At 62.7% G+C, this 19614-nt stretch carries 16 protein-coding genes; 6 read left to right on the forward strand and 10 right to left on the reverse strand.

Annotated elements, in window-relative coordinates; genetic code table 11:
- Window positions 1-5 precede the first annotated feature (5 nt).
- Together puuR and BN1143_RS15085 are read left to right on the forward strand one after the other, a co-directional pair.
- Window positions 6-620 (forward strand): HTH-type transcriptional regulator PuuR, encoded by a 615-nt coding sequence (gene puuR / locus BN1143_RS15080; RefSeq protein ID WP_042051198.1) that lies wholly within the window; start codon window positions 6-8, stop codon window positions 618-620.
- Window positions 621-671: 51 nt separating this feature from the next.
- Window positions 672-1949, forward strand: a complete 1278-nt coding sequence (locus tag BN1143_RS15085) for an NAD(P)/FAD-dependent oxidoreductase (RefSeq protein WP_042051199.1) — start codon at window positions 672-674, stop codon at window positions 1947-1949.
- Between the two features lie 75 nt (window positions 1950-2024).
- On the opposite strand, the gene BN1143_RS15090 is transcribed toward BN1143_RS15085, so the two are convergent.
- Complete coding sequence (locus tag BN1143_RS15090) at window positions 2025-2525, reverse strand: SRPBCC family protein (RefSeq protein ID WP_005303036.1); 501 nt, start codon at window positions 2523-2525, stop codon at window positions 2025-2027.
- Window positions 2526-2708: 183 nt separating this feature from the next.
- On the opposite strand from BN1143_RS15090, the gene BN1143_RS15095 reads away from it, so the two are divergent.
- The gene (locus BN1143_RS15095) at window positions 2709-3131 is read left to right on the forward strand and encodes a GNAT family N-acetyltransferase (protein ID WP_042051200.1); all 423 of its coding nucleotides are present in this window, start codon (window positions 2709-2711) and stop codon (window positions 3129-3131) included.
- 401 nt (window positions 3132-3532) lie between these two features.
- The gene (locus tag BN1143_RS15100) at window positions 3533-3943 is read left to right on the forward strand and encodes an H-NS family histone-like protein (RefSeq protein ID WP_005303032.1); all 411 of its coding nucleotides are present in this window, start codon (window positions 3533-3535) and stop codon (window positions 3941-3943) included.
- Window positions 3944-4513: 570 nt separating this feature from the next.
- Here the strand turns inward: BN1143_RS15100 and BN1143_RS15105 are convergent.
- The 9 genes from BN1143_RS15105 to nadK form a co-directional block, all read right to left on the reverse strand.
- Complete coding sequence (locus tag BN1143_RS15105; RefSeq protein ID WP_025201383.1) at window positions 4514-5620, reverse strand: 3-deoxy-7-phosphoheptulonate synthase; 1107 nt, start codon at window positions 5618-5620, stop codon at window positions 4514-4516.
- 257 nt (window positions 5621-5877) lie between these two features.
- The gene (locus tag BN1143_RS15110; protein WP_042051201.1) at window positions 5878-6684 is read right to left on the reverse strand and encodes a siderophore-interacting protein; all 807 of its coding nucleotides are present in this window, start codon (window positions 6682-6684) and stop codon (window positions 5878-5880) included.
- A 158-nt stretch (window positions 6685-6842) separates the two neighbouring features.
- The gene (locus BN1143_RS15115; RefSeq protein WP_042051203.1) at window positions 6843-8216 is read right to left on the reverse strand and encodes an efflux transporter outer membrane subunit; all 1374 of its coding nucleotides are present in this window, start codon (window positions 8214-8216) and stop codon (window positions 6843-6845) included.
- Window positions 8213-10156: a MacB family efflux pump subunit gene (locus tag BN1143_RS15120; RefSeq protein ID WP_042051204.1), complete on the reverse strand. Its 1944-nt coding sequence runs from the start codon at window positions 10154-10156 to the stop codon at window positions 8213-8215. Before BN1143_RS15120 ends, BN1143_RS15115 begins: the two co-directional genes overlap by 4 nt.
- Window positions 10153-11316, reverse strand: a complete 1164-nt coding sequence (gene macA, locus BN1143_RS15125) for a macrolide transporter subunit MacA (RefSeq protein WP_042051206.1) — start codon at window positions 11314-11316, stop codon at window positions 10153-10155. Before macA ends, BN1143_RS15120 begins: the two co-directional genes overlap by 4 nt.
- Window positions 11317-11540: 224 nt before the next feature.
- The gene (locus tag BN1143_RS15130) at window positions 11541-11981 is read right to left on the reverse strand and encodes a universal stress protein (protein WP_042051207.1); all 441 of its coding nucleotides are present in this window, start codon (window positions 11979-11981) and stop codon (window positions 11541-11543) included.
- A 378-nt stretch (window positions 11982-12359) separates the two neighbouring features.
- Window positions 12360-13253 (reverse strand): DHHA2 domain-containing protein, encoded by an 894-nt coding sequence (locus BN1143_RS15135; RefSeq protein ID WP_042051208.1) that lies wholly within the window; start codon window positions 13251-13253, stop codon window positions 12360-12362.
- Between the two features lie 599 nt (window positions 13254-13852).
- A complete protein-coding gene (gene recN / locus BN1143_RS15140; RefSeq protein WP_042051209.1) occupies window positions 13853-15517 on the reverse strand; it encodes a DNA repair protein RecN in 1665 nt (554 codons plus the stop codon).
- A gap of 148 nt (window positions 15518-15665) precedes the next feature.
- Window positions 15666-16550, reverse strand: a complete 885-nt coding sequence (nadK, locus tag BN1143_RS15145; RefSeq protein ID WP_005303013.1) for an NAD(+) kinase — start codon at window positions 16548-16550, stop codon at window positions 15666-15668.
- Between the two features lie 266 nt (window positions 16551-16816).
- Here nadK and grpE point away from each other — a divergent pair, with 266 nt between their 5' ends.
- On the forward strand, window positions 16817-17392 hold the full coding sequence (grpE, locus tag BN1143_RS15150; protein WP_042051210.1) for a nucleotide exchange factor GrpE: 576 nt from the start codon (window positions 16817-16819) through the stop codon (window positions 17390-17392).
- 271 nt (window positions 17393-17663) lie between these two features.
- Window positions 17664-19592, forward strand: a complete 1929-nt coding sequence (gene dnaK / locus BN1143_RS15155) for a molecular chaperone DnaK (RefSeq protein WP_005303009.1) — start codon at window positions 17664-17666, stop codon at window positions 19590-19592.
- Window positions 19593-19614 lie beyond the last annotated feature (22 nt).

Consider the following 19614-nt stretch of genomic DNA (forward strand, 5'->3'; position numbering starts at 1 on the left):
GCCGAATGCAGCAACCACAGGGCGAGACGCGCTGGCAGTCCATGACCGACAACCCGCTGGCGCAGAGTACCCAGGCGCAGAGCATGGGGGAGCGGTTGGCCGCCACTCGCCGCCGGCTGGGGCTCTCCCAGCGGCGGGTAGCCGAGCTGAGCGGGCTGACCCATGGCGCCATCTGCATGATAGAGCAGGACAAGGTGAGCCCGTCGGTGGCCTCTTTGCAAAAGCTGCTCAGCGTCTATGAGCTGCCGCTGTCGCGCTTCTTCGCCGAAGAGGAGGTGGCGAGCACGCCGAGCGTGGTGATCAGGGCCGAGCAGCTGATCGAGCTGGGCAGCCAGGGGGTCTCCATGAAGCTGGTGCACAACGGCAACAACCGCCGCCAGCTCGGCTTCATGCTGGAGACCTACGCCCCCGGCACCGACACCGGCGGCCAGGTCACCCACCTGGGGGAGGAGGTGGGTACCGTGCTGGAGGGGTCTGTGACCCTGACGGTGGCGGGCCAGACCTATCAGCTCAGTGCCGGGGACAGCTACGTGATCGACACGGGCGAGCCCCACAGTTTCAGCAATCCGTCGGGGCAGGTCTGCCGCATCGTCAGCGCCCACACCCCGGCCAACTTCTAGTGTCGAGACATCGTCTCGTTTGGGAAAAGAACTTGTAAGGAAACAGGGATAATGACCGAACATGTAAACAGTTACTACGCAGCCAGTGCCAACCAACACGCGCCCTATCCGACGCTGACCGAACCGCTGGAGTGCGACGTCTGCGTCATCGGGGCGGGTTATACCGGCCTCTCCAGCGCGCTGCATCTGGTGGAAAAGGGCTATTCGGTGGTGGTACTGGAGGCGGCCCGGGTGGGCTTTGGCGCCAGCGGTCGCAACGGCGGCCAGATCGTCAACTCCTACAGCCGCGACATCGACACCATAGAAGCGAATTGCCCGCCCGAACAGGCCAGGCTGCTCGGTTCCATGCTGTTTGAGGGGGGCCAGATCATCCGCGAGCGGATCAAGCGCTACAACATCCAGTGTGATCTGCAGGAGGGCGGGGTGTTCGCCGCCGAGACCGAGAAGCAGCTGCATGAGCTCAAGGCGCAGAAGGCGCGCTGGGAGAAGTGGGGCAACGACAAGCTGGAGCTGCTCGATGCCGACGGTGTGCGCGAAGTGGTGGCGAGCGATCGCTACGTCGGCGCCCTGCTCGACAAGAGCGGCGGCCACATTCACCCCCTCAACCTGGCGCTGGGGGAGGCGGAGGCGATCCGCTTGCAGGGGGGCAAGATCTTCGAACAGTCCGCCGTCACCAGCATCACGCCGGGTCAGCCTGCTTTGGTCAAGACCGCCAAAGGGGCGGTCAAGGCGCGCTACGTGGTGGTGGCCGGCAACGCCTACCTCGGCAATCTGGTGCCCGAGCTCGCCGGCAAGAGCATGCCGTGCGGCACCCAGGTGATCGCCACCGAGGTGCTGGGAGAGGAGCGGGCCCGCTCGCTGCTGCCGCAAAACTACTGCCTGGAAGATTGCAACTACCTGCTCGACTACTATCGCACCTCCGGCGATCACCGGCTGATCTATGGCGGTGGCGTGGTCTATGGGGCGCGGGATCCGGCGGACATCGAGCGGTTGATCATCCCCAAGATGCTCAAGACCTTCCCCCAGCTGGCGGACGTCAAGGTGGAGTACACCTGGACCGGCAACTTCCTGCTCACCCTGTCGCGCCTGCCGCAGTTTGGCCGCATCGGCCACAACATCTATTACATGCAGGGCTACAGCGGCCATGGCGTCACCTGTACCCATCTGGCGGGCAAGCTGCTCTCCGAGGTGTTGAGCGGTCAGGCGGAGCGCTTCGATGCGTTTGCCAAGCTGCCCCACTACCCCTTCCCGGGTGGCCGCCTGTTCCGTATCCCCTTCACCGCCGCCGGCGCCGCCTGGTACACCCTGCGCGATCGGCTGGGGGTATGAGCCGGTCCGTGCCGGGCTTACTATCAAGGAAAAAGAAACACCGCCAGCTGGCGGTGTTTTGCTTTCTATGGGCGCTTATTGGGCCAGGGATTTCAACTGCTGCTTGTCCGGCGGGTTGTTCCAGTCGATGGGGCCATGGGTGAAGCGGTATTGCAGGCGGGGCAGGCTGGTCTCCAGCCACTCATCCCGAAAATAGGCGTAGCCCTGATCCCAGTCCGGGTCGTTGGCCCAGCCTGTCTGCAGGAAGTAGAGTCGGGTGCCCTGACCTTCCGGCACGAAGCGCAGGCAGACCTGGGTCTTCTGTTGGCGGATATGGGGCAGGGAGGGGGGGAAATTCCAGCTGAAACTGAGCAGGTCGTGGGGCATGACGGCCATCACCCGGCAACCTTCGCTGCCACGCTCGCCCAGCGGGGCATCGGGTCTGAAATAGATTTCGAAGGGACCATTCGGTTCCGGCACCATCAGGCATTCCGGCGCCAGAAAACTGCGCAGGCCGCTTTCGGTTGTCCAGGCACGCCAGACGTCGTCGATATGGGCCGGAACAAAGATATTGCCTTCTATCTGCTTGTTATCCATAAATCAGCGAGCCTCAAAACATCCATACACGGGACTCAGGCAGTATAGTCCCATGGCTCATGAAATGGACAGAGGTGTGTCACACCCCTGCCATCGCGACGGCGTTATTCTGTGCCGGCGATTTGACAGGGCCCCCGTGTTCCATGGAGAGTTGGATGGTACTCATATGACAGGGACAGTTTGATGATCAGAGCCATGCGAGAGACGGATATTCCCCAGTTGGCGCAGCTGTTTTTGAAAGGGCGGCGTCAGACCTTTCACTGGGTCGATCCCGCCCAGTTCCGGCTGGAAGATTTTGACGAGCAGACCCGGGGCGAGCAGATCTGGGTGGCCGAGCAGGGGGGGACACCTTGCGGCTTCATCGCCATCTGGGGCGATGAGAGCTTCGTGCACCACCTCTATGTCTCGGCCGACTGGCATGGCCAGGGCATGGGACGGGCCCTGCTGAATCAGGGGCTGGCCCCCTTCAACAAGCCAGCATCCCTCAAGGTGGCCACCAACAACACGGCGGCGCTGGCGTTTTATCACCGGTTGGGTTGGCAGAATACGGCGGAGACCGGCCACTGCGAGATCACCGGCCCCTGGCGGCGGCTGATCCTGGAATAAGCCGGTTTGCCATGTCCAGTTTGCCAATCCACACAGGAGAGGTTGCCGGCAGCCATCGCCGGCAATATATAGTGTCAATTGTCTACCTAGAGTCTCGTGTGAGTGGCGGAAAAATTAACAGCCGTGGCTAATTGTAAAAATAGCTGGCATCACCTGCCGGAAAATATGACAAGCTGTACCGGATCTATTTGCCATGCGTTACATGGGGGAATTGCATGGTAAACGATCTTGCAGGCGGGCCAATGAGTAATGGCTGAATAAAGTGGTCGCTATATTCAGCCAGAACTTTTTGTTAAGAAAGTGACAGCTGTTATAAAAACATTATGTTGTTCTCAAACAGCCGTGCTATTCTCAAGCTGTGTTATCCCTGTGACAAACAAAAATAATTCTGTGAGGAAGTAATGAACGAGTTTCTGAAAGTTCTGCTGAACATTCGCAGCCTGCGTGCGGCCATCCGTGAATTGCCGTTTGAACAGCTGCAAGAAGCAAAAGAGAAGTTCGATCTGGTATATAACGAGCGCGCCGATTCTGTTGAACAGGAGCGTGCCGAGCAGGAAGAGCGTCAGCGCAAGCTGAACGAGTTCACCGAAATGCTGCAGCAGGCCGGTATCGATCCCCGTGAACTGCTGAACAGCGCTGCCGCCCCGGCTGCCGCTGCTGGCGCGACCAAGAGCAAGCGTGCTCCGCGTCCTGCCAAGTACAAGTACCAGGAAGATGGCCAGGAGAAGACCTGGACCGGTCAGGGCCGTATGCCCAAGGCCATTGCCGAGCAAGTTGCGCTGGGCAAGGATCTGAATGATTTCCTGATCTGATCCCTGAGGGTCGATCATGAATGATGCCGCCCATGAGGCGGCATTATTATTTGTGCTCATTGAAAGCCGCCCCTGTCAATTCCCCATGCTGTTTTATCCGACTGGTTTTTGTCGCATGACAATCGCATGATGTCACCCCTATTTGTTGCCGCCTGATTGAACGATTAATTTCCAGTTGGCTGGTTTTTTCATCACCGACATCGTTTTTATGGTGTGACTGGCTGCCTTCTTCTCCTCCTGTTGCTGGACTCATATAGCCCGTCAAGTATTAGGTAGGTCATTCCAGGGCGATACCATCAGCATTAAGAGATCGCCTGTTTCTGGCGCCTTGCCTCTCCCCTTGGTTGTGCCCATGGCATTAATCGGTCTGGTCACTGTCAGCGACCGGATTGGACGAACCACAGCGTATTACCCCGGTTGTTTTATTGCGGCAGGCGCCGGATACCTGCGCACTTTTTATGGGAAAGAGATGCCCTGGGCATTTAATCGGTGGTATGGCGGGGAGATTGGAAAAGGAGAGTGGGGAAATAATAAGGCTCCCGTTACGGGAGCCTTATTCACCCAATGGATTCAACTTGCCAGCTGGGCCGGCCAGCGAACAGGGTCCGGCCGGGGCTGTCCCGGATATTGGCGGCGCCGCTCGACGGCATCCGCCAGCATGGCGAGCAGGGTCTGGGTATCATCCCAGCAGAGACAGGCATCGGTGACCGACTGGCCGTAGACCAGTTCGCTCAGAGGGGCCGGTTTCTGGCTGCCGCCCTGCAGGAAACTCTCGACCATGACGGCGGCGATGGCGTCGCTGCCTTCTGCCAGCTGGCGGCAGAGCTCCCCCGCCACCCGGATCTGGTTCTTGTGCAGCTTCTGGCTGTTGCCATGGCTGCAATCCACCATCAGCCGGGGGGGGAGCCCCTGCCGTGCCAGCCGCTCGGCCGCCTCTTCCACGTCGTGCTGGTGGTAATTGGGGCGGGTGCCACCGCGCAAAATGATGTGGCCGGCCGGGTTGCCTTCACTCTTGATCACCACCATGCCGCCCTGGCTGCCGGGGGCGGTAAACAGGTGGGAGGCTTCGCTCGCCTGAATGGCATCGATGGCCACCCGGATGTTGCCGTCCGTCCCGTTCTTGAAGCCGACGGGGCAGGGCAGGGCCGAGGCGAGCTGCCGGTGAACTTGCGACTCGGTGGTGCGGGCACCGATCGCCCCCCAGCTGATGAGATCGGCCAGGTAGAGGAAGCTGGTGGTATCGAGAAACTCGGTGGCGGTGGCCAGCCCCAGCTGGTTGATGTCGAGCAGCAGCTGGCGCGCGAGCCGCATGCCGTGGTTGATGTCGTTGCTGCCATCCAGATGGGGATCGAACACCAGCCCCTTCCAACCCACCGTGGTGCGGGGCTTCTCGAAATAGGTGCGCATCACTATCTGCAGCCGATCCTGATAGGCGTGGGCCAGAGAGGCCAGCCGTCTGGCGTAGTCGAGGGCGGCGAGGGGATCGTGGATGGAGCAGGGGCCAATCACCACCAGCAGGCGATCGTCCTCGCCAGCTAGGATCCGGCGAGCCTGCTGGCGGTGCTGGTCGATCCGGGTCGCCAGCTCGGCGGGACAGGGATGAAGTGCCAACAGGTCGGCAGGAGTGGGGAGTGCCTCCACCGCGAAGGCGCGCATTACCGAGTTTAAAACTGCCATCTGGATTACCTTGCTGTGCATAGGAGTGAGTGACGTGCACTCCACACCGGAACCCGGACGGGAGCTGCAATGGGGCGTCATCACCTGTTATTGTTGAGAGTGATTATCATTATCTTGTTGTCGGCCGCAAATGCAAGCACAACCGAGTGGCACACCAGAATGGGGGGAGAGCGCCGGCGGGCAAGGCCGCTCCAATGGCAATCAAGCCCATGACCGGCAGGCCATGGGCTTGATATTTCAGGACAAAATCAGCTGGTTTAGCTGTCCATCACGTCGTGACGGGCATGGTGATAGGCCTCTTCATCCTTGCCGTGGCGCCAGTAGGGCACGGCGTAGACCCGGGTGCGATCCACCTCGAGCGTGCGCCGTACGTGGCGGCGCATGGGGACCACCAAGCCCTCTTCCCCGCCAAACCAGAAGTAGCTCTGTTGCTCCTCCAGCGGCAGGGCGGTGAAGTACTCCACCAGCGGCCCCGTCTGCTCGGGGGGGCCGACAAACCAGCGCAGGCTTACCCCGGCGGGCAGCGACAGATCCTGCACATCTTCCTGATAGGGCACCAGCAGGGCGATGTGGCCGCGGGCATCGGCGGGCATCACCTCAATCATGGCGCTGATGGCGGGCAGGGCGGTGAGATCCCCCACCATGTAGTAGTAACTGGCCGGTTGCAGCATGGGATCAGGGCCACCCGGGCCCGAGATGGCCAGCAGATCGCCCGGCTTGGCCTGGCTGGCGAAACGGCTGGCGGGGCCGCCATCATCGTGCAGGGCGAAGTCGATATCCAGCTCCAGCGCCTCGCGGCGAAACGCGCGAATGGTGAAGGTGCGCACGATGGGACGCTGGCTCGGGTCTTCCCAGCGCGGCCCCTGCGGGGTGGGCGTGGGCAGCACGGCATGGGCCTGGCCCGGCTGGGGCAGCATGATCTTGATATGGGCACCGCCACAGGTGAAGGGGTAGTCAGCGAGCTCCGGGCTGGTCAGGCAGATCCGGCGCAGGTGCGGGCTCACATCCTGAATGTGCTTGACCGTGAGCAGGCGGGGGCGGTTGACCGGGGCGGACTGGGACATGGGCATACTCCTGACTGATAATGGCGCCCATTCTTCATTAAATGAAAATTATTATCAATTGATTTGTGTGACAGAGTCAGAGAGGGAAAAGCGAAGGGAAGTTCAGTGGCGTGCAGAAAAATAGCCCCCCCTCGCCATGGGGCGAGGGGGTGGCTGGCTCAGGGGCGATCGCTGCCCCCCAGCGCCTTGTAGATCTTCGCCATGGTGTTGAGCTGCTCCTTCTGCTGGCCGAGCAGGGCGAGCTCGGCGTCCCACAGCCGGTTCTGTTCATCCAGCCAGGGTTGTACCCCGGTGGCGCCGGCCTGGTAGCGGGCTCTCGCCAGCCGCTCCGCCTCTTTGGCAAAGTCCAGCTGCTCGGCCAGGTAGCTCAGGCGTTGCTCGCCGTGGTGGCGGGCGGTCAAACCATCCTCCACCTCCACCAGCGCACCGTAGAGCTGCTTGCGAAACTCCGCTTCGGCTATCTGGTAATCGAGATTGGCGCCGGCGATGGCGAGCCGGGTCTTGTTGTACTCGAGGAAGGGCAGTGCCAACGTGGCGCCCAGGGTGCCCACCGGGTTTTGCAGCACCTGGGTCAGGGTGTCCGAGCTGCTGTTGGCGCCGCCGGTCAGCTTCAATGTGGGGTAGAGACCGGTGCGGATCTCGTCCCCCTTCGCCAGGGTCTTGCGCAGGCGCAGCTCGGCGGCGCGCACGTCGGGACGCCGCGCCAGCACGTCGGCCGGAATGCCGACCGCCAGGGTGGGGATGGGGGCCGTCGGCAGCGCCTTGGGCTCGAACGCCAGCGGGCCGCTGCTGCGTCCGAGCAACAGACGCAGGGCATTGCGGGCCTGCTCCTGCTGCATCAGAAGCGAGCTGAGCTCCGCCTGCTTGCCGGCCTTCTGCTGGCTGGCCTGCACCAGATCGAGCCGGGTCACGGCACCAGCTCGGTACTTGGCCTGGGTCAGCTGCTCGGCGCGCTCATAGTTGGCGAGCTGCTGCTGGCCCAGGGAAATGGCCGAGCCGAGGTAGGCCAGCTGCCAATATTGCTCGAGCGCCTTGCCGATCAGCATCAGGCGGGTGGCGGCCAGATCCTGGGCGGACGCCTCGGCCTCCCAGCTCGCCTGATCCCGCACCGAGGCGAGCCTGCCCCACAGATCCACCTCGTAGCCGAGGGTCAGGGAGGGGCCCATGCTGCCTTCACTCTTGCCGCTTTTCAGATTCTTGGTGCCATTGCCGCCGAGGCTGGCATCGACCGAGGGGGTCAGGTTGGTGTCGGCCAGATCGGCACTGAGCAGGGCGCTGCGCAGGCGCAGGCCGGCGACCTGCATGTCCGGGTTGGCAGCCAGCACGGCTTCGATCAGCCGATTGAGCTCGGGATCGTGGAAGCCCTGCCACCAGGGGCCGGCCAGCTGGCGGGTGAGACCCTCCTCCGGCTGTTGCCAGTGGTCGGCCAATGCCAGCTCCTGCCGCTGATAGCTGCTCTGCTGGCTGCAGGCGCCGAGGCCGAGCGCCAGGGTGAGGCAGAGCCCCAGTTTGGATAAGTGGTACATCGTCATTCCCTCGCCAGCGCCTCGACCGGGTCGAGCCGGGCGGCATTGCGGGCGGGCAGATAGCCAAACAGGATCCCGATGAGCGAGGAACAGCCAAACGCCATCAGGATGGAAAAGAGCGAGAAGTGCATCTGGATGCTCTCCACGAACAGGGAGAAGAGCAGGCCGATGAAGAGGGAGACCCCCACCCCGAGCATGCCCCCCAGCAGGCTAACCATCACCGCTTCGATCAGAAACTGCTGCAGTATGTCCGACTGGCGGGCACCGACCGCGATGCGGATGCCGATCTCGCGGGTGCGCTCCACCACCGACACCAGCATGATGTTCATCACCCCGACACCGCCGACGATGAGGGAGATCACCGCGATGGCGGAGACCAGCAGGGTCATGGTGGCGGTGGTCTTCTCCACCGACTTGATGATGCTGTCGCTGCTGAAAGTGAAGAAGTCCTTCATTCCGTGGCGCTGGGTCAGCAGCTCGATGGCGGCCTGCTCGGCCAGCGCCGGTTGCACCCCATCCTTGACCCGGATGGTGAGCTGGCTGAAGTGGTTCTGGGAGATGAGGCGGCTCATCACGGCGCTGTAGGGCAGCCAGACATTCACCGACTGGCCGCTGCGGCCAAACCCGGTCTCCTCTTCCACCACGCCGACGATGCGCACCGGCAGGGTGCCGACCAGCACCACCTGGCCGACGGGATCCTGTTTGCCGAGCAGGCTCTCTATGGTCTTGCCGTCCACCACCGCCACCGCGGTCCGGTTCTGGATGTCGCGTTCGTCAAACAGCCGGCCGTTGGTGAGCTTCATCCCCTTGACCCGGAAGAAGTCGCTGCCGACCCCGACTATGCTGCCGCTGTTGGTCTTGTTGCGATAGCGCAGCTGGCCGGAGGCGGCGATCTGGGGGCTGGCCCCTTCCAGGTAGGGTTGGCCGAGCAGGGCGTCGAGATCCCGCTTGTTGAGGGTCTGGATGCTGGCGGCCTTCTCGTCCCCCCAATCCTTGCCGGGGAAGATGTCGATGGTGTTGGTGCCCATGGCATTGATCTGGTCGATCACCTTGGCACGGGCCCCCTGGCCGAGCGCCACCACGCTCACCACGGCGGCGATGCCGATGATGATGCCGAGCATGGTGAGGAAGGTGCGCATGCGGTGGGCCAGCATGGCGTGCAGCGCCATGCGTGCCGCTTCCCGGTAGCGATCCCAGTCGTGCCCTGCCCCTTCCTTGCCGGCGGGGGCGGCGGTCGGGGTCACGGGGGCGGCGGCCGGTTTGCGGCCGCTGTCTTCCTGCACCCGGCCATCCTTGAGAGTGATGATCCGGTCGGCGTGGCTGGCCACCTCCATGTCGTGGGTCACCAGGATGATGGTGTGGCCCTGGGCGTGCAGCTCCCTGAGGATGGCCATCACCTCCTTGCCGCTCTGGCTGTCGAGGGCCCCGGTGGGTTCGTCCGCCAGGATCACCTCGCCGCCGTTGGCCAGCGCCCGGGCGATACTGACCCGCTGCTGCTGGCCGCCGGAGAGCTGGCTCGGGGTGTGATGGCTGCGCTCACTGAGCCCCAGTCGCGCCAGCAGTGCCTGGGAGCGGGCCTGGCGCTCGGCCCGTGGCGTGCCGGCGTAGACGGCCGGGATCTCCACGTTGGCGGCGGCATTGAGGTGCGGCAAGAGGTGGTAGCGCTGAAAGATGAAGCCGAAGTGGTGGCAGCGCAGCCTGGCGAGGGAGAGGGCGTCCAGGGTGGCGGTGTCCTGGCCGCGGAACAGGTACTGGCCGCTGCTCGGCCGATCGAGGCAGCCGAGCAGGTTCATCAGGGTCGACTTGCCGGAGCCGGAGGCGCCGACGATGGCGATCATCTCTCCCGCCTCGATGGCGAGATCGAGGGGGTGGAGCACGGTCACTTCCTGCTCTCCGCTCTGGTAGCGGCGCTCGATCCCCTTGAGCTGGATCAGAGGCTCGCTCACAACATGATCTCCACGTCATTGCCACTGACCGGCGAACCCTGGTTCAGGGTGACCTTCTCCTGTTCGCTCAGGCCGCTGACCACCTCCACCTTGATGTCATCCTTCATGCCGGTCTTGATGCGGCGAGTCTCTTTCTGGTCATCCTCCTTGAGCAGGGTGACCTCGTACTCGTTCTCCCCGAGCTTCTTGCCAAGGGCTGTCTGCGGAATGGTCAGCACCTGCTTGCGCTCGCCGAGCACTATGGTGACCTGGGTGGTCATGGCGACCCGCAGGGTGTGATCCGGGTTGGGCACGTCGAACAGGGCGTAGTAGTAGACGGCGGCGTTGTTGGTGGCCGTGGTGCTGGTGGCCTGCTCGTTGATGTTGGTGGGGGCCAGTTCGACGGTGCGCAGGGTGCCGTGGTAGCGGGTGTCCGGGTCTCCCATCAGGGTGAAGTAGACCGGCATGCCGGCCTTGACCCGGGTGACGTCCGCTTCGGAGATCTGCGCCTTGACCGTCATGGTCTCCAGATTGGCGAGTTTGAGCAGGGTCGGCACCGTCTGGCTGGCGGCCAGGGTCTGCCCCTGGCGGGTCACTATGCTGACGACGGTGCCATCCATGGGCGCCTGAATGCGGTTGTAGCCGAGCTCCGTCTTGGCTCGCTCCACCTTGCTCTGGGCATTGTCGACCTCGGCCAGCGCGCCTTGCAGCTCGGCTCTGGTCACGGCCAGCTGGGCTTCGGCGCTCTCCAGATCGGCGCGCGAGCTCGCCTCCTGCCTGAACATCTGCTGCTGGCGACGCCAGCTCAGCTCGTTCTGCTTGAGCTGGGCCTGCTTGATCTTGAGCTGGGCGCGGCGGCTGGCGAGATCCGCCTCGGCGGTCTTGAGGTTGTTCTGGGCGATCAGCGGATCGATCTCGGCCAGCAGGTCTCCCTGCTTGACCTTCTGACCTGCCTCCACCGCCAGATAGGTGACCTGGCCCGAGACCTGGGCACCGACGTCTACCTGCTCGATGGCCTGCAGCACACCGCTGGCCAGCACGGTCTGCTCCACGTCCTGGCGGGTCACCTCGGCGGTCAGTACCGGCTCGGGAGCCTTGTTCGGCCAGGCCAGCCAGCCGATGGTGAGCACGGGCACGAGGGCGAGCAGGGCAATTTTTCTCTGCTTGGGAGTGATGTTCATTTTTCACCTGAAAGAAGCGAACGAAGGCGTGCAAGGGCAACATCCTGCAGCAAACGAGGCTCAAAAAACAGTGATGAATATGTAAGAAAACATGTAGATAGTCTTGTCACTAGCGTGCCCTAGTTGGGCTTCCTGGCGAGCAGACGGGGTGGGGGGCAGCGGGTGAAAAAGCCCGCTGCGGGAGGTCATTCGGGCACCCTGCCTGAGTCGGCGGGGGCCGGTTGTCAGCTGACGGCCTTGAGTTGTTCGGCGTAGGGCTCGTGGCAGATCTGGATGTCGAGCGGCAGCTTGTAGATAAGCAGGCGGGCCAGGGATCCCTCCATCCAGTGATGGCGGCTGCCGACCAGCAGCAGATCTATCGGGTGAGTGGCCAGCCAACGTTTCAGGTCGGGCACCACGTCATCGACCACCAGGCACTGGTAATCCACCGGGTGTTGCAGGGTGGTGATGAGCTCGCTGATGATGGCCTTGGCGTCCAGCGTACCCTGGGCGCTGCGCTCCTCTTCCGACAGCGACAGGCTGTTGCGGCGCATCTTGCTGCTGTGGGTCAGGTGCAGCAGGGTGAGCTCGCCCCCCATTCCTTGTGCCAATTGACTCGCTTTGGCCAGCGTCTCCTGCTCGTAATCCTTGCCTTCCAGCAACAGCACGATATTGGTTGAGGTCATAAGCAGTTCTCCCTTGGCATGGTGCGGGTCACTCGGGACAAATGGCCTGTCCCAGAACACTGTGTACCCGCTATGTGTCGCATAGCACGAACCTGTCTCTGTGGCTGCCGGTGTCACCGGGTGTCGCTGATGCAGCGCCAGGGCATGTTCGTTTACATCATCATAACAGACTGAGTTGAATGGAAAATGAAGGAAAAGCGGGGCTGGGCGGGCAAATGACGTGCGAGCCGTCAAAAGCGTGAGCAAAGCAGGGATTGGCCCCTCTCTGGAACCATGCTGGAGGGTGTTGGCTGGCAGATGGCAAGATAACAAGAGAGAGGGCGGGACGGGTGAGCAGAACGGCGAGTCCGGTGTGAAGCGGGACTCGCCGGGTCTGCGTCAGAGTGGCTTGCCCGCCAGATAGCTCGTCAGCCAGGGCAGCCCCTCTTTCTTGCGACTGACGGCGCCAATGAGCTGGATGGGGTGGGCGGGCAGGATGCCGTTGCTGGCGAAATGGAGCTGGCTGCCCCCCTGAGCCAGGTCGGTCAGCATCAGGACATAGGCATCCAGCCCATCCTCTGCCAGCCGCAGCTGCATGGCTTGTTCCAGTTCCGCCTGCCGGCTGTGCAACTGACCCGGCTCCATCACGCAGATCTGGCTGACATAGAGCTGGTAGCCGGCTATCTGGTAGGCCTTCTCGTCGGCGGTGAGGAGCTCGGCCATGGGGGCGTCACCAAGCTGGGTGCGGCGCTCCAGCAGGGTCTGGGCAAAGGGCTCCAGCGCCAGATCCGCCAGCGGCAGCAGGGCATGGACGGCGGCGCGATCGCGCGCCGTGGTGGTGGGCGAGGTGAGGCTGAAGGTATCGCTGATGATGGCCCCGAGCAGCAGGCGAGCCTGGGCGCGGGAGAGGGTATGGTAACCCATCAGCTCCAGCAGCACGGTGGCGCTGCAGCCCACGGCCCGGATCCAGGCATCGAGCGGCCCACGGGTAATGAGAGTACCGATGCGGTGGTGGTCGATGAGGCCCTGCACGTCGGCCTCTGCCAGCCCCTCCGGCCCCTGTTCCAGCTCGCTGAAATCCACCAGAAACACCTGCTTGTTGGCCACGCTGCCCTGCAGCAGGGGCGGGGCGGCAACGCCGGCGGTATCCAGAATGAAGCGGGTTTCGGCGATGGGTTCGCCAAGGGCATAGGCCTGGGCAGGGCGGCCCTGGCGATTGAGCCAGTCGGCAGCCACCAGGGCGGTACAGATGCTGTCGCTATCGGGATTCTTGTGACCAAACACGTGGAGCATGGTGCCATTCCTGCGGTTGATGACGTACCTGAGGCAAGATCAGGTATGCGGGGCAAACGGGAAAACAGGGGCTTGCCCTGCTCTGGATTCACTCTATGCGCCGTCCCCGCTGATGGCAACCAGCGCAGGCCGCCCTGCGGCGGGCGAGACCCTGTTGTAAAAGGGGCGCGCACTCCTGCTGCTGAATCGTCTTGGGGCTGGGTAGGGAGGCAGACCTGGGCAGCAGATTAGGGGAGGGAGGCAAACTCGGACAGGGAGACAGGAGGAAGGCGATAGCTGTGTGGCAAGCGCCGGGGGATCGCCCATGGCCGCAAGGTTCACGTTGCAAGAGGTGGATAGGGGGATGGGCAAGCAAGGAGATTAGGCCGTGTCTCGGTATGAGCGAGAGGCTATGAGGCTTCGATCCGGCCAGGCAGGCCGTGACCATTCAAATCGCCAGAAAGTGATCTCTCGGGAGTGAGCTCTCCAGAATGCGGCAACGGCGGCATGGTGATGATGCACCCGCCGCGGCGCCGCAAACCACCGTCACCAGCAGGCGAGGTTACGCGGGGAACCTGATCCTCAACGTGGGCCCCGCGTGCAGATGGCTGACCTTTGCCTCAGCAGGCCAGCAGTTCGCGGGCGTTGGCCAGGGTGTTGTCGGTGATCTGATCGCCCCCCAGCAGACGGGCCAGCTCGTTGAGACGGGCACTTTGATCCAGCGCCTGCATCTGGGTTTCGGTGGTCTTGCCGTCGGTGTGCTTGCTCACCACCATGTGCTGGTGCCCCTTGCCTGCGACCTGGGGCAGGTGGGTGACCACCATCACCTGGGTCGATTCACCCAGCTGGCGCAGCAGGCGCCCTACCACGGCCGCTGTCGGGCCGCTGATCCCCACGTCCACTTCATCGAAGATCAGGGTCGGCGTCGAGATCTTGCGGGCGCTGATCACCACGATGGCGAGGCTGATACGCGACAGTTCGCCGCCGGAGGCCACCTTGCCGAGCGGCTGGATGGGCTGGCCCGGGTTGGTGGTGACCATGAACTCCACCCGGTCGATGCCGAGCGGTGACAGGCTGCTCTGGGCATCGGGGCGCACCTCAATGGCGAAGCGGCCGTCCGGCATCGCCAGCTCGTGCATGCTGGCACTCACCTTGGCGCCGAGCTCTTCGGCATAGCGTTGGCGACTCTGGCTCAGGGCCTCGGCGGCCTGCACGAAGGCCTGGCGGGCCTCGGCCAGCTCGTCTTCCATCCCCTCCAGCCGCTCTTCGTCGGAGTTGAGGCGCGCCAGATCGGCGGCCAGCTCCTGATGGTGCAGGGCCAGCTCGGCCGGTTTGACATGGTGCTTGCGGGCCAGGTTGATGGCTTTGGAGAGGCGGCTCTCCAGCTCGTTGAAGCGCTCTGGATCCAGCTCCAGCCGGTCCAGGTAGCTGCGCAGCTCGCTGTGGCTTTCCTGCACCCCGATCAGGGCCTCGTTGAGCATGCCGAGCACGTCGCCCAGCCGGCTGTCCATGGCGACCAGCCCCTCGGCCCGATCGACGACAGTCTGCAGCAGACCGGCGATGGTGGTCTCCTCGTTGTCATAGAGCAGATCCAGACAGGCGCCGCACTCCTGCATCAGCTCGGTGCCGTTGGCCAGGCGCTGGTGCTCCTCTTCAATCTCTTCAAACTCCCCCTGTTGCAGGGCGAACTCGTCCAGCTCCTGCACCTGGTATTCGATGAGCTGGCGGCGGGCCTCCCGTTGCTGCTGCTCGGCCTTGAGCCGGTTGAGCTCGTTCTGCAGCTGGCGCCACTGCTGGTAGTGGCGGCGCACCTCATCGAGCAGCAGATGGTGGCCGGCGTAGCCATCGAGCAGGGCGAGCTGGTAATCGGGTTTGAGCAGCATCTGGTGGGCATGCTGGCCATGGACGTTGACCAGCAGCTGGCCCAGGTTCTTGAGCTGGGTGAGGGGCACGGGCACGCCGTTGATGTAGCTGCGCGAGCGCCCCTCGGCGGAGATGACCCGCCGCACTATGCATTCCCCTTCGTTTTCCAGCTCGTTGGTGGCCAGCCAGGCGCGAGCGGCCGGGTTGCCATCCAGCAGGAAGCGGGCGCTGACCTCGCTCTTGTCACTGTCCGGTCGCACCATGCCGGCTTCGGCACGCTCCCCCAGGCACAGGCCCAGGGCGTCGATGGCGATGGATTTACCCGCCCCGGTCTCACCCGTGATGCAGGTCATGCCCGGTTGCAGATCGAGTTCGAGAAACTTGACGATGGCGAAGTTGTTGACGGTCAGCTGGGTCAGCATGGTCTCATCCTGTATGGGCCAACATTACTGTGTATGTATCCAGTATATACTGGTTTTCCATACAGTAAAGATGTCGCCGCGGGACGGAATGCAAAACGGCCCGCGTCAGGGGCCGTTTTGTGAGAAACAGGGAGTGCAGGGCAGGGGATCAGAACAGCTTGCTGCCCCAGCCGAGCTTGTTGCGCAGCACGTGGAAGTAGCTGTAATCCAGCGGATGGACCAGATGCAGCTTGTGGCTGCTCTTCTTGATGAGGATCTCGTCCCCCGGGTGGACCGCCAGCGTCACCTGGCCGTCGCAGCTCACCTGCATGGCGTCGTCCTGATTGTCCGGTGAGACCAGCAACCGCACTTCGCTGTCGGCGTCCAGCACGATGGGGCGGCTGCTCAGGGTGTGCGGGAACATGGGCACCAGCGTGATGGCGTTGAGCTTGGGGGTGAGGATGGCACCGCCCGCCGACAGGGAGTAGGCGGTGGAGCCGGTGGGGGTGGCCACTATGATGCCGTCCGAGCGCTGGCTGTACATGAAGCTGCCATCGATGTAGACCTCGAACTCGATCATGTGGGCGATCTTGCCCGGATGCAGCACCGCCTCGTTGACCGCCAGGTTGTTGGACTTGCGCTCGCCATGGCGATAGACCGCCGCCTCCAGCAAGAAGCGATGCTCGCTCTTGTAGTGGCCGCACAGCACCTGCTCCAGTGGCAGCAGGTAATCCTGCGGCGAGAGATCGGTGAGAAAGCCGAGGTTGCCCCGGTTTACCCCGATCACCGCCACGTCGAAGCGCGACAGTACCCGCGCGGCCCCCAGCATGTTGCCGTCACCACCGACCACGATGGCGAGATCCGCCTGCTGGCCCAGTTGCACCAGATCCATCACGTTCTCGTCCATGATGCCGAGGGCGTGGGCCACCCGGCTCTCTACCAGCACCCGAAAACCGCGGGTGGTCAGGTATTGATGCAGGCCGGTCAGGGTCTGGTTGGCCCCTTCGTGGTGGGGCTTGCCAATCAGGGCGATGGTTTTGAACGGAGAATCCATGGTCTGTCGGGTCTGGGATGAGTATTGGGGGGAGTATACCGCGCTTTGGGGGGGATTTGTCTGCTGCCGGCGTGTCCGCTTGCGCCATGGGGCGGGAAAAGGCCGTAAATTGCCTGTCGCGTCACCTCCTTGGCGATAATGGCGCCCTTTTCCCCTTGAAAGCCGGGGATCCATCCCCATAATAGCGCCAACATAGTCGGCCCGTTGCCGTCCGGTCGCGCAACCGGAGAATGGGCCCTCATAAGTAACCCGCAATTGGAGATGTCATGAACCACGAAGAACAAAAGGTTGAAGCGATGGAGCAAGTGGAAGCCCAGCCAGTCGAGCCGACCGATGTAGACAGTGAAGTGACAGCCGAGCAGGCCCGCATTGCCGAGCTGGAGGCGCAGCTGGAAGCTGCCCAGCAAGCCTCTGCCGAAGAGCGCGAGCGCGCCATTCGTGCCGTCGCCGAAATGGAGAACCTGCGTCGTCGCGCGGCGCAGGACGTGGAGAAGGCGCACAAGTTCGCGCTGGAGAAGTTCGCCGCCGAGCTCTTGCCGGTGCTGGACAACATGGAGCGTGCCATCGAGCTGGCCGACAAGGAAAACGACGCCCTCAAGCCGATGATCGAAGGGGTCGAGCTGACCCTGAAATCCATGCAGAGCGGCGTGGCCAAGTTCGGTCTGGCGGCGCTGGATCCGACCAACCAGCCGTTTGACCCCAACGCCCATCAGGCGATGAGCATGGTGCCGAGTACCGACGTGGCGCCGAACACCGTCATCGCCGTGATGCAGAAAGGCTACGAGCTGAACGGTCGCGTGATCCGTCCGGCCATGGTCATGGTATCCAAGGCCGTCGACTGAGTCGGTGCTTGATGCCCAGGCCCGCCGCTTGGCGGGCTTTTTGTTGTGTATCCCTGTGGTGCGTCATGGCCCGGCCATGACAAAAGGTGGGGTTTTTGCAGGGCGGGGCTTGAAGTGGCCACTTGCGACCCCATATAGGATGCAAGGCCACGGCGGCACAAAAAATTTGATGCCGGGAGCTTGAAAGCCAGATTGGCAGGCCCCACCTAGCCGTTAACGCATTAAGGCGAGCCCCTCGCCAGTTTATTCAAAGTATTTGGAGATTCGTCAAATGGGTAAAATCATCGGTATTGACCTGGGTACTACCAACTCCTGCGTCGCTATTCTGGATGGCGACCATGCTCGCGTGATCGAGAACGCGGAAGGCGACCGTACTACTCCGTCCATCATTGCCTATGCCGATGACGGCGAAATCCTGGTTGGTCAGCCGGCCAAGCGTCAGGCCATCACCAACCCGAAGAACACGCTGTTCGCCATCAAGCGTCTGATCGGCCGTCGTTTCGAAGATGACGAAGTACAACGTGACCTGAAAATCATGCCGTACGCCATCGCCAAGGCCGACAACGGTGACGCCTGGGTCGAGGTGAAAGGCAAGAAAATGGCACCGCCGCAGATCTCTGCCGAAGTGCTGAAAAAGATGAAGAAGACCGCTGAAGACTACCTGGGCGAGCCGGTCACCGAAGCCGTCATCACTGTACCGGCCTACTTCAACGACGCCCAGCGTCAGGCTACCAAGGATGCCGGTCGCATCGCCGGTCTGGATGTAAAACGCATCATCAACGAACCGACTGCCGCGGCTTTCGCCTACGGCGTCAACAAGGTCAAGGGCGAGCGCAAGGTTGCCGTCTATGACTTAGGGGGCGGTACCTTCGACATCTCCATCATCGAGATCGACGAAGTGGAAGGCGAAACCACCTTCGAAGTACTGGCGACCAACGGTAACACCCACCTGGGTGGTGAAGACTTCGACAACCGCGTCATCAACTACCTGGTTGACGAGTTCAAGCGTGAGCAGGGCATCGACCTGCGCAACGACCAGCTGGCCCTGCAGCGTCTGAAAGATGCCGCCGAGAAAGCCAAGATCGAGCTCTCTTCTGCCCAGCAGACCGACGTCAACCTGCCGTACATCACTGCCGATGCCACCGGTCCGAAGCACATGAACATCAAGGTAACCCGCGCCAAGCTGGAATCCCTGGTGGAAGACATGGTGAAGGACTCTCTGGAGCCGGTTCGTGTCGCCCTGAAAGACTCCGGTCTGGCGGTTGGCGAGATCGACGACGTGATTCTGGTTGGTGGTCAGACCCGTATGCCACTGGTTCAGAAGACAGTTGCCGAGTTCTTCGGCAAAGAGCCGCGCAAAGACGTCAACCCGGACGAAGCCGTGGCCATGGGTGCTGCCATCCAGGGTGCCGTGCTGTCCGGTGACAAGACCGACGTTCTGCTGCTGGACGTGACCCCGCTCTCTCTGGGTATCGAAACCATGGGCAGCGTGATGACTGCGCTGATCGAGAAGAACACCACCATCCCGACCAAGAAGTCCCAGGTGTTCTCCACTGCCGAAGACAACCAGTCTGCCGTGACCATTCACGTGCTGCAGGGTGAGCGCAAGCGCGCCAGCGACAACAAGTCCCTGGGCCAGTTCAACCTGGAAGGCATCCGTCCGGCACCGCGTGGTCTGCCGCAGATCGAAGTGACCTTCGACATCGACGCCAACGGCATCCTGCACGTCTCCGCCAAAGACAAGGAGACCAACAAGGAGCAGAAGATCACCATCCAGGCCTCCTCTGGTCTGTCTGATGACGAGATCGAACGCATGGTACGCGAAGCCGAAGCCAACGCGGCCGAGGACAAGAAGTTTGAAGAGCTGGTGCAGGCCCGCAACCAGGCTGATGGTCTGGTCCACTCCGTGCGCAAGCAGGTGACCGAAGCCGGTGAAGCCCTGCCTGCCGACGACAAAACCAAGGTCGAAGCTGCACTGAGCGAGCTGGAAACCGCCATCAAGGGCGACGACAAGGCCGTTATCGAGGCCAAGCAGCAGGCGCTGCTGGAAGCGTCCCAGAAGCTGATGGAGATTGCCCAGCAGCAGGCTCAGGCGCAAGGCGCCGCCGGTGCTGACGCCGGTCAGTCCTCCTCTTCCGCCAAGGCTGACGACGACGTGGTCGATGCCGAGTTCGAAGAAGTGAAAGACGACAAGAAATAAGCCCGACCCAGATGGGCGAAGT

It is taken from the genome of Aeromonas dhakensis (assembly GCF_000820305.1).
GTDB classification, from domain to species: domain Bacteria; phylum Pseudomonadota; class Gammaproteobacteria; order Enterobacterales; family Aeromonadaceae; genus Aeromonas; species Aeromonas dhakensis.